Origin of the sequence: Kribbella sp. NPDC050241, assembly GCF_044459685.1 — a bacterium.
Lineage (GTDB): Bacteria > Actinomycetota > Actinomycetes > Propionibacteriales > Kribbellaceae > Kribbella.
Genome location: NZ_JBITJE010000001.1, coordinates 298,391 through 313,584 on the forward strand (window position 1 = coordinate 298,391; position 15,194 = coordinate 313,584).

Below are 15,194 nucleotides of genomic sequence, written 5' to 3' on the forward strand. Positions count from 1 at the left end.
CACGCGACAGAGTCGACTACGCTCTCTGTATGCGTACACAGGCGATCACCGCGAAACCGGCCGAGGCGCCGGGCCGTTGTGGTCTGCATCACTGGCCGCGGTCTTCGTGCCGCCGGGCCATCGTCCGGGCCGGACTGCGGACCGGTGACTGAGACAGGGACCGCCGCGAGCTCCGCCGCTACCTCCTTGCCCGAACCGGTCCGGCAACGGGTCCTTGCCCTCGCCGCGCACGCTCTCGGCCAGCTGCCCGCGTCCGACATCCCGGCGCCGCTGCGCCGGTTCGCGAGTTTCGCGCCGGCCAAACGGGCGAAGCTGTCGGCGTCCGTGCTCGGCCCGATCCTGGAGACCGACGACCACTTCCGCCGGCTCGCGGCCTTCCAGGTACGCCGGGAGCACCCGGAGCTGGGCGATGCGGTGGCAGACGGTGTGCCGGTGCCGGCCGCGGACCCGGTCGAGGTCGCGGCGCTGGCGTACCTGCTGCGTCCTGACGACTGGGAGCAGCACATCACCGCTGCCGCGCAGGTCCCGGTCGAGTCGCCGCGCGCCGACGAGGAAGCCGTCACCAGACTGTCCGACCAGCTCGACCACGCCCGGACCGAGACGCGGCAGGTCCGCGAACGGCTCCGCGAACAGGTCAACGAGCTCAAGGCCGAGAACGTCACGCTCCGGCGCAAGCTGAACGAGGCACGGCAGCGGATCAGCGGCCTGCAGAGCGATCTCGAACTGCGAACCACGGAAGCCGAGACGGCCGACGAACGCGTCGACGCCGCACGCGCCGAAGTGGAGCGTGAGCTGCGCAAGCTCCGCGCCCGCATCACCGAACTGGAAGCGGTCGACTACGCGGCCCGTCGTACAGCGGGACAGGAGCGGGAAATGGCGTCGACACGGACCAGACTGCTCCTGGACACGGTGCTGGAGGCAGCGAGTGGGCTGCGGCGTGAACTGGCGCTACCACCCGGGGGAGACCTCAGACCGGCCGACACGGTCGCGGGGACGGAGCCTGAGGCCGCTCCGATGGGGCGGACGGCTCCGGACGACGATCCGGCCTTGTTCGACGAACTACTGGCGTTGCCGCAGGTGCATCTGATCATCGACGGCTACAACGTGACGAAGACCGCATGGCCGAATTCACCGCTGCATTCGCAGCGTCAGCGGCTGGTGACGGCGTTGGGTGCGCTGGTGGCGCAGCGCCGGATCGAAGTGACGGTGGTGTTCGACGGGGCCGAGCTGTCCGGACCGGTCCAGTTGAACCCACCGCGAGGTGTGCGAGTGCGGTTCAGCCCGGCCGGAGTGATCGCGGATGAGGTGATCCGGCAACTGGTCCGGGCCGAACCGCCGGGACGCCCGATCGTTGTCGTCTCGACCGATCGCGAAGTTGCCGAAAGCATCATCAAGCTCGGTGCCCGCTCACTCTCCGCCACCAGTCTCATTTCGCGCATCGCCCGCGCCTGACACACAAAACTGTCGGCGGGGCTCTCTAGCGTCCTTCTCAGCCGGATGCAAGTCCGGGTGCTTCCCCACTTTGGAGGACGTTGTGCTGATCGACTGCGACGCTTGTGTGATGAAGGGCCCGGGCTGCCAGGACTGCGTGGTCACGGTGGTGCTCGGCTTCTCGGCCGAACGGTCCGGCACCCTGCGGATCGACGACGACGAGCGGGCCGCCCTCGACGCGCTGGCCGAGTCCGGGCTCGTGCCACCGTTACGCCTCGTGCACGCCGTCAGCAGCATCGAGCCGGACGCTGCTGCCCAGACCCCTGACGGAGAAGGTGAAACGGCCGTTGGGTCGGGATGATTCTTCGTTAATTTTGGATCAAACCCGAGGGGCGAATTGCACTGGTCACGAAACGGTCACTACTGTTACGTCTCGTTGCCTCAGGGTGCCGGCTGATCAGGCCGGCCGGGCAGCGGCAATGCCGAGGGAGTGACCCGTCGGCGGACGTGGGTGAACACCCGCAGCCGGCGTGGTCGACGGGGACGGCGTCGAGCAGAGGAAGGGACCGACCGGGCTGTGTCCATCGGACGCATCAACCGCACCAAGGGAATCGCCCTCGCCGCCATCACCAGCACGGCTGTCGCTGCGGGCGTGATCTTCATCCAGACGGGAGCGGACGCGGATCCGAAGCCCACCCTGGACCAGGCCAAGAAGCAGGTCGCCACGCTGCAGCACAAGGCGGAGGAGGCCGGTGAGTCGGCCAACGATCTGCGCGGGCAGATCAGCGCCTCGGCCGTCCGGGTGAAGGCGCTGCAGGCCGGGATCGCGAAGCAGCAGGCCCAGGTGGACGCGGTGAAGCGACAGATCGGCTCCCTGGCGGTCGCCGGGTACCAGACGTCCGGGATGACGACGACGGCCCAGTTGCTGCTGTCGACGAACCCCGACCAGTTCCTCAGCCAGGCCTCCACCGCGCAGGCTTTCGCCGGCCAGCAGAACTCGGCCCTCCGCCGGTTCCAGCTGGCCCAGGGCAAGCTCGGCGACCTGCAGGCCAGCGAGCAGTCCGAGCTGGCCTCGCTGAAGGCCGTGCAGACCCAGCAGGACACGCTGAAGAAGCAGATCCAGACCAACCTGGACGCCGCCGAGAAGGTCCTCGACAAGCTCAGCGACGAGGAGCGGGCGAAGATCCAGGCGGAGAACGAGAAGGAAGCCGAGGACGCCCGGGACGAGCGCCCGAGCCGTGACGAGGACCGGATGGACAACAGTCTTCCGGTGCCGGTCAGCGGCCGCGCCGGGACGGCGGTCCAGGCGGCGATGGCCCAGCTCGGCGACTCCTACGTGTGGGGCGCCGACGGGCCCGACTCCTTCGACTGCTCCGGCCTGATGATGTACGCCTGGGGCAAGGCCGGCGTCTCGCTGTCGCACTCCTCGAAGGCGCAGGCGAGCGAGGGCCGCCGGGTCAGCAAGAGCCAGCTGATGCCGGGCGACCTGGTCTTCTACTACTCGCCGATCAGCCACGTCGCGATGTACATCGGCGACGGCCGGATCGTGCACGCGAGCCGCCCGGGCAAGCCGGTGAAGACCGACCCGATCGACCTGATGCCGTACAACACCGCGGTCCGTCCGGGCTGACCTGCACCCTTGACATACTCTTCGGCTCCGGGGCACTTCCCCCGGAGCCGAGTCGTTTCACGATCGTCCAAGTGCTCTACTGTCGGAGGAGGCACGTAGTGTCCCGCCTGACTGGGGCAGGTGAGCAGCGAGGGGCCGAGGTGATCGACGAGCAGGGCGACACGGTGCCTCTCCCGGTGGTTCCCCCGGACGATGACGGACCGCAGCCGTTCATGCGCAAGCTGCCACCGACCGTCGGGCCGATCGTGAAGAAGGTGGCGCTAGGCCTCGCCATCTGCCTGGTCGCAGGCGCCGGGTACGCCGGACTCCGGCAGATCGCCGACGCTCCGGCCGATCCGAACTCGCCCGTCGCCCAACCACCGCAGACCTCCACCACGCCCGACGAGGCGGCCGAAGGGGTACGACGAGCCGTCGCCGGCGAAGCGGTGCTGCAGAAGATGGCCGACGCGGTCGAGAACGACAACCGCACCGAGTTCCTGGCCACCATCGACCCGCGGGCGGCCGAGTTCCGGGCCACCGCCCGGACGATCTTCGCCAACCTGACCAACCTCCCGATCGGCGCGTTCACGCTGCGCTACGTGAGCGACGACACCGGCGCGCTGACCCCGGACCGGCAGTCCGAGCTCGGCGGTTCCGAGTCCTGGCTGGGCCAGGTCGAGGTTTCCTGGCAGCTCGCCGGCTACGACACCAAGCCGGCCCGCGAGATGCTCCCGGTCACCTTCGTCTCCCGCGACGGGACGACGTACGCGGCCTCGTTCTCGGAGCGGTTCGTGGCCGGGCAGCGGCGGCCGATCTGGACGCTCGGTCCGATCGACGTGGCCAAGAGCGACCACAGCCTGGTCATCAGCCTGGGTTCGGAGTCGGATGCGAGGGCCTACGTCGCGGTCGCGGATCGTGCGGTCGAGTCGGTCAGCAAGGTCTGGGGCAAGAGCAACTGGCGGCAGAAGGTGATCGTCTACCTGCCCGCCAAGCAGGCCCAGATGGAGGCCGTCCTCGGCGCCGCGCCGAACACCTATACCCAGATCGCGGCAGTCACGATGGCAGAGGTGGACACGCCCCAGGTCGGTGCGCCGGTGCGGATCGTGGCGAACCCGAAGCTGTTCGAGGAGCTCGGCAAGCAGGGCCGGCGGATCGTGCTGACCCACGAGACCACGCACGTCGCGTCGACCGCCACCGCGTCACCGGTGCCACTCTGGCTGGCCGAAGGGTTCGCGGACTACGTCGCCTTCACCGCCGTCCCTGTCCAGGACGAGTCGGCTGCCAAGGAGTTGTTCAAGGCGATCCGGGCGGGCGATGTACCGGCCACGCTGCCCACCACGCAGTCGTTCGCGGCGTCGTCGAAGGACCTTCCTCAGGCGTATGAGTCGGCCTGGCTCGCGTGCCGGCTGATCGCCGAGCGCGAGGGGCAGAGCAAGCTGGTGAAGTTCTACCGCGCGGTGCACGCGTCGAAGAGTTCGACGGGTCTGGCGGACGCGTTCAAGTCGGTCCTGGACATGACCGAGGCCGAGTTCGTCGTCGAGTGGCAGAAGTACCTCAAGAGGCTCGCCGGTGCCTGAGTCGGCCGCACGGTGGGTACCCCGTGCGTCCGCCCTGATCCTCGCCGTCGCCCTGGTCCTGGCGATCGTCATCACGACGCCCTGGCATCTGATCGACCTGCCCAAGCCCGAGACGGCACTGGACTTCACCCCGGCCGAGATCGCCCGCCAGAACGCGTTCCGGCACGAACTGTTGCCGTGGTCAACGACCTCCTGGGTGCTCTCGATCCTGGTCCCGCTGGTGATCGGCTTCAGCCCGCTCGGCCGCCGCCTGTACGACGCGATCCGCCTTCGCCGCTGGTGGATCGTCGTACCGCTGCTGGTCGCGGGGCTCGGGCTGCTCACCAGCCTGATCACCGTCCCGACCGACGTGATGGCCGAGCGGGTCTCCCGGAAGTACGGTCTCTCGGTGCAGGACTGGGGCCTGTGGACCCGCGACCGCGCAGTCAACTGGCTGCTGATGTCGTTCGCGCTGGCGGTCGTCGCCCTCGGCCTGATCGGACTGGCAAAGCGCTGGCGACAGGGTTGGTGGTTGCCTGCGGCAATCGCGGCGGCGGTGCTGGTGCTCGGGGTCTCGTTCGCCTACCCGGTGCTGGTGGAGCCGCGGTTCAACTCATTCACCTCGATGCCGGCCGGCGCGCTGCGCGACGACCTCATGAAGCTGGCCGCGGATGACGGCGTACCGGTCAAGGACGTGCTGGTCGCGGACGCCTCGAAGCGCACAACCGCCTTGAATGCCTACGTTTCCGGCTTCGGATCGACCCGCCGGCTGGTCGTCGACGACACGCTCCTGAAGGACACTCCGACGGCGCAGATCCGGCTGGTGGTCGCGCACGAACTCGGGCACGCCGCGGAGGACGACGTACTGCACGGCACGTTGATCGGTGTCCTCGGCGCCGCCTTCGCCGTGACGCTGCTCAAGTTGTTGCTCGGGGCCCGGATGGCAGACCCGCGCCGTACTGCGATGCTGCTGGCCCTGATCGTCGCCGGTACGACGCTCGCCTCCCCGGTGCAGAACCTGGTCAGCCGCAAGATCGAGGCCCGCGCGGACTATCACTCGCTCGAGTTGACGCACGACCCGCAGGACTTCGTCGCGATGCAGCACGACCTGGCGGTCACGAACATCTCCGGTCTGGACCCGAGCCGCTGGCGGTACTGGATGTTCGCCACCCACCCGACCGCGCCGGAGCGGATCGCGATGGGGCGGGCCTGGGCGACCGCACACGGCGAGACCGTACCGCCGCTGGTCGACCGATGACCGTGCTCGTCGTCACCAACGACTTCCCGCCACGGCAAGGCGGGATCGAGACGTTCGTCCGGTCATTGTGCGATCAGCTCGACGAGGTCGTCGTCTACACCTCCCGCTCACCCGGCGACGCGGCGTACGACGCCGGACTCCCGTTCCCGGTCGTGCGAGACCGGACCACGATGTTGTTGCCGACGGCCCGGGTCACGAAGTACGCCGTACGCCTGATGCGCGAGTACGACGCCGACCGGGTGCTGTTCGGCGCGGCCGCTCCACTCGGCTTGATGGGCCCGGCGCTCCGACGGGCCGGCGCACGGCGGATCGTGGCGATGACCCACGGGCACGAGACGTGGTGGGCCGGCGTACCCGGAACGCGGCAGGCGTTGCGGCGGATCGGCGACGCCGCGGACACGGTGACGACCGTCTCGTCGTGGTGCGCGGATCAGATCGCCCCGGCGCTGTCGCCGGCCGCGGTACGACGGATGCGGCGGTTGACGCCCGGGGTCGACACCGAGCGATTCTTCCCGGACTGCGGGGGAGAGCAGGTCCGCAAAGGACTCGGGCTCGAGGGCGTCCCGCTCGTTGCGTGCGTGTCGCGGCTGATTCCACGCAAGGGTCAGGACACTCTGATCCGGGCCTGGCCGCGCGTCCTGGCCGCGGTACCGTCGGCGGTGCTCCTCCTCGTCGGCGGCGGTCCCGACCGCGAGCGGCTCGAAGGGCTTGCGTCGGCGGTCGGTGTCCGGTCGTCGGTGGTGTTCACCGGCCCGGTTCCGTGGGCAGACATCCCGCCGTACGTCGATGCCGCGGACGTGTTCGCGATGCCATGCCGGACCCGCCGGCTCGGGTTCGAGCCGGAGGCGCTCGGGATCGTCACGCTCGAGGCGTCCGCCACCGGGAAGCCGGTCGTGGTCGGGGACTCCGGTGGCGCCGGCGACACCGTCCGCCACGGCGAGACCGGCTACCTCGTCGACCCGTACAACCCCGTCCCGGTCGGCGTACGCATCGCCGAGCTTCTCTCCGATCCCGCACACGCCCGGGCCATGGGCGCGGCGGGCCGGGACTGGATACGACGCGAGTGGTCGTGGGACCGCAGTGGCGCCGTACTGCGGGAGCTCCTGGACATGTGATCAGAAACGACGTGTGACCAGAACGTGGTGGACGAACCTGTGGTCGGTTCGTGTACTCTGCGGATATGCATCAGATGTCCCGACTTGCCGCAGCCGTACGAGCTCAATGCTCTCCGGCTGCCGCGGCCTGACATCCTGAAACTTCCACCGGCGACCGGAAACGGTTCGCCGGTGTTGTTGTTTCCGTAGCCCGGTGGTCTGGTTCCGGTCAGTACAGACAAGGAACCACCATCATGACCATCACCAGTACCTTCATCGACTTCTTCCTCGACCGGGACCACGTTCCGACCACGGGGTCCACGCTCATCCCGCGGCTGGGTGATCCCGTGCTGTTCACGACCTCCGGGATGCATCCGTTGACGCCTTATCTGGAAGGGGAACCCCATCCACTGGGGCGCAGACTCACCGGTGTGCAGCGATGCCTGCGCACCACCGACCTCGACGAGGTGGGGGACCCGACCCACCTCACCGTGTTCGAGATGCTCGGCTCGTGGTCGCTCGGGGACTACGGCAGCAGCCAGACCCTGCGCTGGGGCTACGAGCTGCTGACCGAGGGCTTCAAGATCGACCCGGGCCGGCTGTACGTGACCGTGTTCGGCGGTGACGACCAGGTCCCGCTCGACCAGGAATCACTGCAGACCTGGCAGGAGCTCGGCGTGCCGATCGAGCTGACCACCGAGGACAACTGGTGGTCGAACGGCCCGACCGGTCCGTGCGGGCCCGACTCGGAGATGTTCGTCTGGACCGGCGAGGGCAGCCCGGAGGGTACGCCGAGCACCGACAAGCGCTGGGTCGAGGTGTGGAATCACGTGATGATGCGCTATCGCCGCCTCGACGACGGATCGCTCGAAGGACTGAAGCAGCAGAACATCGACACCGGGCTCGGCCTCGAGCGGCTCACGATGCTGCTCGAGGGCAAGGACTCGGTCTACGAGACCTCGCTGTTCGAGCCGTGGATGCGGATCGTGCCGACACTGTGGCGGCTCGACGAGCAGTCCCGGCGGATCGTCATCGACCACCTGCGCTCCAGCATGGTGATCGTCGGCGACGGCGTGCACCCGTCGAACACCGGCCGCGGCTACGTGCTGCGCCGGCTGATCCGCCGGGTGCTCACGATCCTGTGGCGCGACGACGAGTCGCGGACGCTGTCCGACCTGCCGCTGGAGTTGTTCGAGCACACGCTGAACCACTTCCACCAGGGCGAGACCGTCACGCTGGTGCGGCGGATCCTGATCGACGAGGAGATCCGGTTCAGCAACCTGCTCGACCGCGGCCGGAAGGTGCTCAGCCACGAGCGTTTTCACAAGTCGCTCGACGACACCGACTACGAGTACCTGCACGAAACCCACGGTCTGCCGCGGGAACTGGTCGACTCGTTGCGGTGACGAGGTGTACCGACGAACGGGTAGTGGTCGCCGGATTCGGCTCCCTCCGCACCTCGCCGAGCGGGCTCTGCGGCGGCTCGGCGAACTACTACCCGTTCTTCGGAACGGTCAGACCGGATCCAGGACCTCCGGGTGATGGGGATCCGGAGTGATATCCGAATCCGGGATCTCCGGAGGTACGACCTTTCCGACCGACGACTGGGCCACGAAGGCGCCGGCCAGCACGATCACGCCGCCGATGATCTGGTTGGTGCGCAGTGTCTCGTTGAGCAGGATCCAGGCGAAGATGCTGGCGGCAAGCACCTCGACGTACGCGACCGCGCCGCCGATGGCCGCCGAGAGTCGCTGCACCGCGGCCGCGCCGGCCAGGTAGGCGACGACGGTGCTGACGACGATCAGCCAGCCGGCCAGGACCCAGCCCGGCGCGTGCCGGTGGCCGATCGCGATCGTGTCGGCCAGCGTGTGCCACGGGATGCCCCACGGTGACGCGATCGCGGTCAGCACCACCGCTCCGACCACACTGCCGGCCGCGGTCATCACCAGCGGATCCGCGGCACCGGTCAGCTTCTCGATCAGGATGAAGTACGTCGCCTGGCACGCGGCCGCGGCGAGACCCGCGATCAGGCCGACCGCGTCGATCTGTACGCCGGACCAGATCTCCACCACCGTGGCCAGGCCGACCAGCGCGATGCCGACCCCGACAGCGGCGGTCCGCGGTACGGCGACCTTCTGTCCGAACTTGAGCCACGCGACCACGAGCACCGGCCCGGAGAACTCCAGCATCAGCGCGACTCCCACCGGCAGCCGGCTGGCCGCGATGAAGAACAGCGTCTGGCAGCCGGCGATCCCGGTCAGGCCGTAGAGGACGAGGGGCTTCCAGGACGCGCGGGCGGCGCGCAGACCCGCGGAGCCGCGGAACGCCAGCGCGAGCGGTACGAGGAGGGCGGCGGCGCCGAGGATCCGTAACCAGGCTGCCTGTTCCGGTGAGAAGCCGGCACCGATCAGGGCCTTCGCGAACGGCCCCGACCCACCGAAAGTGACCGCGGAGAAGACCGCGAACCCCAACCCCACCGACTTCGTGCTGTACATGGGCATAACAGTCTCATGCCCATTACATGGCTGTCGAGCGCGATTCTCGGCCACAGAGACGCGCCCTGGTGGTCAGAGCACGTTGATCGCGCGCGCCGCGACGATCCCGACGGTGAGCAGTGCGATCGCCGACTGGATCGTCATCAGGGTCTTCACCCGGGCGGTCAGCGGCATCGTGTCGGTCGGGCTGAACGCGGTCGCGGCGGTGAACGCGACGAACAGGTAGTCGGTGAATCCGGGTAGCCAGCGATCCCAGCCCGGCAGGTCGACCGTCATCTGCGGGAACAGCAGGTCCGCCCGCTCCGCCTCACGCTCGTGCTCGGGCGCCCGGGCGAACGGCCCGCCGCGATCGATCTCCCAGTACCAGACGGCGAAGGCGACGACGTTCGTCACCCAGATCAGGAGCGCCGCCTTGACCAGCACCCTGCCGTTGTCCCCCTCACCGGAGCCGAGGAAGAAGATCAGTCCGGTCAGATAGAAGGCGTTCACCAGCACGAGCACCGCGAGCAGCACGATCTCGACCCAGCGCAGCCACGGCTCGTCGCGGGTCAGGTGGAACGGGTTCGCCCAGACCAGCGGGATCAGGAGGGCTCCGCCGATGGCGGGCATCAGCCAGCGCGGCAGGGTGCTGATCTCGGTCGGCACGAGCAGTTGCAGGACCAGTGCCGCGATCACCGCCAGCGAAGCCGGCCAGCGCCGGATGTGACGCATGCCGGGTTCCGCAGTCTTCGGATCCTTGTTCACTCCAGCATTCTGACCCGGGACCGCCCTCAACCGACGGAGGCGTCGACGACCGCCTGTCCTACTTCGGTACGTCGGTAGTGCACCTGATGACCTGTACGACGCCGTGACGCCAGACCGGCGTCGTGGAGCGCGGCCAGATGTTCGGCGACTGTGGCCAGTGCCAGTCCGTACTCCGCGGCGAGCGCACTGGTCGTAGACGGCGGGTCCAAGGCGACGAGGAGGGTGGCGCGCGTGCGACCGAGCAGACGGGCGAGTGGGTCGGGGGGAGCGGGCGCGTCGGACCAGAGCCGGGCGGCTCCGCGGGCTGGGTAGACGACTGTCGGTTGGTACGTCGGGTCGACGACCATCACGAGGTACGGCCACTGGAAGACGCCTGGAACGAGGAGGAGTCCCTGGCCGGCGAGCTCTCGATCCTGATCGCGGTAGCGGGCCGCGATGAGACGGTCGTCCTCCCAGGTGAGCGTGGGGTGCAGATCGTCGAACAATCCGGCCAGTCCGCCGTCGGTGAGTTGCCGGCCGCGATAGGCGATGTCGTCCTCGAGGACGCGGCTGATCAGCGGCCAGTCGGGCCGGATCAGCGTGGTCCACGCGGTCTCGATCTCGTCCGCGAGCCGTTCCCGCGCTCCGGCCGGGTCCTCGAGCATCCGGTTGATCTCCGGTGCGGCGGGGTTGTTCAGTTCGTCGCGGGACCGGGTCAACTCGGCCCGGACCCGATCGAGCGGCGTACTGCGGACGCGGGCGATCTCGGTCGCGAACTTCGCTCGGGACGCCTTCGGTGGCGGTGTCAGGAAGTCAGGCGTGAACCCGACGCGAGGCTGCAGTGCCTTCAATCCGCGCAGGTCCAGCTGAGCCGCGGCCTGCCGTTTCGCCGCGACCCACGGCAGGTACAACTGCCGGTGCTTCAACCCGTGCAGCACCCGCACCGCGGACATCGTCTCCCACAGTTGCGAGGCCCCGAACCGGCACCGCAGCGCGTCCTTCTGCGTGAACCGCAACACCGTCATCGCACAGAACTTTCGGCCACACCCAAAACTCTACGCCCGGCCGTTCCCCGTCGTGCACGCTCGCGGCGTGAGTGTGAGTACCCCGGCGACCTACGGCTATCGATCTGTCCTCCAGGTTCCTGGCATGCGGAGCGTGTTCCTCGCGCACGCAGTGTCGATGGTGGGGACGGTCGCGGCTCAGGTCGCCCTGTCGATCGTGGTGTTCGAGCGGACTGGCTCGGCGCTGCTGTCGGCGCTGGTGCTGGTGTGTTCGTTCCTGCCTTATGCGCTGGGTGGAATGCTGCTCTCGTCGGTGGCGGACCGGTTCCCGGCGCGACGGGTGTTGGTAGTTTGCGACGTGTTGAGCGCGGTGTGCATCGGGGTGATGGTGATTCCGGGTATGCCGGTCGCGGCGTTGCTCGGGTTGTTGCTGGTGAGCGGGATCATCGCGCCGGTCTTCGCCGGGGCGCGGGCGGCGAGCCTGGCGCAGTTGCTGCCGCAGGACCTCTTCCCGATCGGACGCTCGTTGCATCGGGCAATCAGCCAGGTGACCGTGCTGACGGGGTTCGCGCTGGGTGCGATAGCGGTCGCCGCGATCGGCTCCACCTGGCTGCTCGCGCTCGACTCGGCGACCTTCCTCGCGTCCGCGCTGCTCATCGGCCTCGGTACGCCGTACACCCCGGCGGGCAGCCGTACGAGCACCACGATCGCCGACTCCTGGACGGGTCTGCGTTACCTGTTCGCCAACGCCCGGCTCCGCCGCCTGATCATGCTGACCTGGGTCGCGCCGGCCTTCTCCTCGGTCCCGGACGGACTCGCGGTCGCCTACGCCGCCCAGGCGGGTTCAGTGGCCGCGAAGGCCGGCGCCCTCTTCACCGGCTACGCGGCCGGCACAGTACTCGGCGAGCTCGTCGTCGCGCGGTTTACCCCTTCCACGCGGCGACGGCTCGTCGTCCCCTTGCTTCTTGCCAGTCAGATCCCCGCGGTCGCCTTCGTGGCCACGCCGAACGTCCCGATCGCGGCCGTCCTGCTGGCGATCGCCGGCGCCGGGTACGCCTTCAACCAGGGGATCGACCCGCTGATCCTGCAGGCGGTCGACCCGTCGTACCGCGGCCGCCTGTTCACCGTCCAGACCAGCGGCCTGATGGCGATCCAGGGCGTCAGCATCGCACTGGCCGGCGTCGTCGGCACCTTCCTCGCACCGAACCTCACCATCGCCGCCGCCGGAGTCCTCGGTACGGCGGCCACCCTGCTGATCGCCCGTCAGGCGCTCGACCGCACCACCAAGGGCGCGGTGACGAGTCGTCCCGGCTGATCGGTGTCGCCACTGATCTCCCGCAGCGCACGCTCGAACAGGCAACGCGCGATGTCACGCAACGGAATCCGTGCCGTCGTCAGCGGAGTGTCGAGCATGCTCGCGAACGGAAAGTCGTTGAACCCGGTGACCGCGACATCCTCGCCGACCGTGATCCCGCCCCGCTGCAACGCGCGCATCGCGACCACGGCATAAGCATCGTTGTCCGCCACGAACACATCCGGCCGATCGGCCTCGGCGACGTACGCCGCGACTGCCTCCAGCGAACCGAACGACCGTACGACGGCGGACGGGAACTCCCGCAGGAACCCGGCCTGCCGCTGATGCACCCACGGCAGCGCACTGTCTGTCGCGAGGTACACGGCCCGCTCACGGCCGGTCGACCGCAGATGCTGCGCGATCCCCACCATCGAGGTCTCGTTGTCCACGTCGACCCAGCACTGCCGATGCTGCGGCCCGGTCCGCCCGAACGCCACGAACGGGAACCGCCGCTGGCTGAGGAACTCGATCCGTTCGTCCTTCGGCATCGTCTCGAGTACGACGATCGCATCGACCTGCCGGGCCGCGATCAGCCTCTCGTAGAGGGCGATCTCGGTCGCGCCCTCGGTCGGCGTGGTGACGTGAACGCCGTACCCGGAGATCGCTGCAGCCTTCACCAGACCGCCGAGCAGACCGTGCAGGAAGCCACCCAGGCCCGGGTTCTGCTCGCTGAACGTGTCGTCCTCGAGGTACAGCGGCAGCCCGATCACCTGACTGCGGCCGGACGACAGCGCCCGGGCCGCGTGGTTCGGCATGTACCCGAGCTCCTCGATCGCGGCGCGGACGGTCTGGACCGTCGGCTCGCTCACCCGGTGCGGTGCGTTCAGCACGTTCGACACCGTCATCGCCGACACCCCGGCCAACCGGGCCACGTCCGCGACCGTCGTCCGGCGTGGTTTCCCCTGCTCCGCCAATCCAGCCCCCTCAGTCAGTTCCGCACGATCCTGGCCACCCCAGCCACTGGTACGTCGATCGCCCACAGCTCCGGCGGTGTCGTCGTACTGCGATACACCTCCGTGCCCGAGCAGTCCGACACTACGAGGTCGACCGGTCCAGGCCCGGCACCCTCGACGATGAGCCGGCCCGAGCTGCCGCCGTTCACCAGCACCACCGACAGATCCGAGTCGGCCAATCGCACCACAGGATTGGTGAAAGCGGCCACCACAGTCGTCGAGCCGACAGCCCGCACCTGCGGATACCGCGCGTCCGGCCGCGACGGAACCAGTACGCCGTCCAGCAGTACGTCGGCGTGATCGCGGAGGAACCCGAGCCAGTACCGCACGACCCGCTCGTGCTCGGCGGACAATGCGTCGAGCTCCATCGACACCTGCGGCGTACTGAACATCGCGCCGATGAACTGCTGGGCCACGGTCTCCGCCGACGCGTCTGGATGCCACATCAGCATGTCCGAGTGGACCGCGCGACCGCCGGCCAGCAGTCGGCTGTCGATGGTGCGAACCCGGTTCTCCACCGGGTCCATCGCGCAGTCGCCGGCCCGCAGGAACGTGCCGAACTGCCACAGCCGTGGGTTCACGTAGTCCTGCCGGAACTCGATCAGCACGTCCGGCCGCAACCGCTTCAGCTCAGTGGTGACCGCCTGCAGGAACAGCTCGACGCCCTCGTCGACGGACGTGCAGTCGCCGTCAGGCGCCGGGGGAGGATTGTCCCAGGCCCACGAGTCGATGAAGTCGAGCTTGAGGCCGTCGACTCCCCAGTCGCGCACCGGCCGGATGCAGCACTCGACCAGGTGCTCGCGCACCTCGGTGTAGCGCGGGTCCAGCACCGCGGTGACCTGTCCGTCGGCAAACCCGAGGGTGCGGTCCTTCAAGCGGTCCCACGCCTTGGAGTGCACACCGATCAACGGCGGCGCGAGCCAGAGCACGTAGCTCAGTCCGAGATCGTGCACGCGTCGTACATGCTCGGACATGTCGGGGAATGTCCGGCTGGTCGGCTCCCAGTCACCGCAGTACGCGTAGCCGCGCGCGGTGTCGTCCGTCTGCCAGCCGTCGTCGACAATCACTGCCGCACAGCCGTACGCCGCCCCGTCGCGGGCGTGACGCTCGACCGACTCGGCGGACACGTGCTGATGGTCGCTGTACCAGGTCGAGTACATCGGCTGCCGGGCCAGCTCAGGCACCGGCACGATCCGGTCGCCGAGCTCGGCGGTCCAGTCGGCGGTGACACCGTCGAGCGCCTCGGCGAAGTGCAGGTCGCGGACGTCGATCCGCAGGACGAAGCTCTGGCCTTCGACGTCGTCGACGATCAACTCGACCAGTTGCTCGGCGGTCTCCTCATGAACCCCGATGGCGAAGTCGCAGCCGCGGACGTGCGACGACAGCGACACGGTCAACAGGTTCCGGTCCTGCGCGTCGACCAGGGTGCCGACCGGCGCGGAGCGGACCGACCGGATCTCACGACGAGAGCCCCAGTCGGTCGGCAGCTCTCGCCGCGACGATTGCGTCGCCCGCCACAGTGACACCGCCGACTCGGCCGGCCAGGCGAAGCGCAGGGTGACCGGACCGGCGGCCACCACCTCGTACCGCAGTACGCCCGGCTCGGTCGTCGGCAGCTCGGTCATCGACGCCGCGCCGCTCGCTGTGCCGGTCTGGCACAGGCCGCCGGGGGAGCGGATCTCGAAAGTCGTCACGCCGTGGACTATAGCGGTAAAAC

14 protein-coding genes are annotated in these 15,194 nt (G+C 68.8%); 9 read left to right on the forward strand and 5 right to left on the reverse strand.

Features of this window, described 5'->3' with window-relative positions:
* Positions 1–29 precede the first annotated feature (29 nt).
* The 8 genes from ACIBG5_RS01320 (at position 30) to ACIBG5_RS01355 (ending at position 8,354) form a co-directional block, all read left to right on the forward strand.
* Positions 30–152, forward strand: coding sequence for a hypothetical protein (locus ACIBG5_RS01320; protein ID WP_360454767.1), 123 nt, complete (start codon positions 30–32; stop codon positions 150–152).
* A complete protein-coding gene (locus ACIBG5_RS01325) occupies positions 145–1,452 on the forward strand; it encodes an NYN domain-containing protein (RefSeq protein ID WP_396389439.1) in 1,308 nt (435 codons plus the stop codon). The genes ACIBG5_RS01320 and ACIBG5_RS01325 overlap by 8 nt, the downstream gene beginning before the upstream one ends.
* Positions 1,453–1,534: 82 nt before the next feature.
* A complete protein-coding gene (locus ACIBG5_RS01330) occupies positions 1,535–1,792 on the forward strand; it encodes a hypothetical protein (RefSeq protein ID WP_396389440.1) in 258 nt (85 codons plus the stop codon).
* A 216-nt stretch (positions 1,793–2,008) separates the two neighbouring features.
* Positions 2,009–3,061, forward strand: coding sequence for an NlpC/P60 family protein (locus tag ACIBG5_RS01335; RefSeq protein ID WP_396389441.1), 1,053 nt, complete (start codon positions 2,009–2,011; stop codon positions 3,059–3,061).
* A 98-nt stretch (positions 3,062–3,159) separates the two neighbouring features.
* Positions 3,160–4,617 carry a hypothetical protein gene (locus ACIBG5_RS01340; RefSeq protein ID WP_396389442.1) on the forward strand — a complete coding sequence of 486 codons (1,458 nt, stop codon included), beginning with the start codon at positions 3,160–3,162 and terminating at the stop codon, positions 4,615–4,617.
* The gene (locus ACIBG5_RS01345) at positions 4,610–5,854 is read left to right on the forward strand and encodes a M48 family metallopeptidase (RefSeq protein ID WP_396389443.1); all 1,245 of its coding nucleotides are present in this window, start codon (positions 4,610–4,612) and stop codon (positions 5,852–5,854) included. The genes ACIBG5_RS01340 and ACIBG5_RS01345 overlap by 8 nt, the downstream gene beginning before the upstream one ends.
* Positions 5,851–6,969, forward strand: a complete 1,119-nt coding sequence (locus tag ACIBG5_RS01350) for a glycosyltransferase family 4 protein (protein WP_396389444.1) — start codon at positions 5,851–5,853, stop codon at positions 6,967–6,969. The genes ACIBG5_RS01345 and ACIBG5_RS01350 overlap by 4 nt, the downstream gene beginning before the upstream one ends.
* Positions 6,970–7,202: 233 nt before the next feature.
* Positions 7,203–8,354 (forward strand): alanine--tRNA ligase-related protein, encoded by a 1,152-nt coding sequence (locus tag ACIBG5_RS01355; RefSeq protein ID WP_396389445.1) that lies wholly within the window; start codon positions 7,203–7,205, stop codon positions 8,352–8,354.
* Positions 8,355–8,462: 108 nt separating this feature from the next.
* Here ACIBG5_RS01355 and ACIBG5_RS01360 read toward each other — a convergent pair whose 3' ends face one another.
* From ACIBG5_RS01360 to ACIBG5_RS01370, 3 genes are all read right to left on the reverse strand, one after another.
* Positions 8,463–9,443 (reverse strand): EamA family transporter, encoded by a 981-nt coding sequence (locus ACIBG5_RS01360; protein ID WP_396389446.1) that lies wholly within the window; start codon positions 9,441–9,443, stop codon positions 8,463–8,465.
* 72 nt (positions 9,444–9,515) lie between these two features.
* On the reverse strand, positions 9,516–10,187 hold the full coding sequence (locus tag ACIBG5_RS01365) for a hypothetical protein (RefSeq protein WP_396389447.1): 672 nt from the start codon (positions 10,185–10,187) through the stop codon (positions 9,516–9,518).
* Positions 10,188–10,213: 26 nt separating this feature from the next.
* Complete coding sequence (locus ACIBG5_RS01370) at positions 10,214–11,191, reverse strand: DUF5937 family protein (RefSeq protein ID WP_396389448.1); 978 nt, start codon at positions 11,189–11,191, stop codon at positions 10,214–10,216.
* 67 nt (positions 11,192–11,258) lie between these two features.
* Here ACIBG5_RS01370 and ACIBG5_RS01375 point away from each other — a divergent pair, with 67 nt between their 5' ends.
* The gene (locus tag ACIBG5_RS01375) at positions 11,259–12,485 is read left to right on the forward strand and encodes an MFS transporter (protein WP_396389449.1); all 1,227 of its coding nucleotides are present in this window, start codon (positions 11,259–11,261) and stop codon (positions 12,483–12,485) included.
* Here ACIBG5_RS01375 and ACIBG5_RS01380 read toward each other — a convergent pair.
* Positions 12,434–13,438, reverse strand: a complete 1,005-nt coding sequence (locus tag ACIBG5_RS01380; RefSeq protein WP_396389450.1) for a LacI family DNA-binding transcriptional regulator — start codon at positions 13,436–13,438, stop codon at positions 12,434–12,436. The two genes, ACIBG5_RS01375 and ACIBG5_RS01380, sit on opposite strands and share 52 nt — an antisense overlap.
* A 14-nt stretch (positions 13,439–13,452) precedes the next feature.
* Positions 13,453–15,171, reverse strand: coding sequence for a glycoside hydrolase family 36 protein (locus ACIBG5_RS01385; RefSeq protein ID WP_396389451.1), 1,719 nt, complete (start codon positions 15,169–15,171; stop codon positions 13,453–13,455).
* Positions 15,172–15,194: the final 23 nt, after the last annotated feature.

Coding starts and splice junctions, on each gene's coding strand:
- ACIBG5_RS01355 (WP_396389445.1), top strand. CDS start 7,203: ATGACCATCACCAGTACCTTCATCGACTTCTTCCTCGACCGGGACCAC.
- ACIBG5_RS01320 (WP_360454767.1), top strand. CDS start 30: ATGCGTACACAGGCGATCACCGCGAAACCGGCCGAGGCGCCGGGCCGT.
- ACIBG5_RS01350 (WP_396389444.1), top strand. CDS start 5,851: ATGACCGTGCTCGTCGTCACCAACGACTTCCCGCCACGGCAAGGCGGG.
- ACIBG5_RS01360 (WP_396389446.1), bottom strand. CDS start 9,443: ATGTACAGCACGAAGTCGGTGGGGTTGGGGTTCGCGGTCTTCTCCGCG.
- ACIBG5_RS01370 (WP_396389448.1), bottom strand. CDS start 11,191: ATGACGGTGTTGCGGTTCACGCAGAAGGACGCGCTGCGGTGCCGGTTC.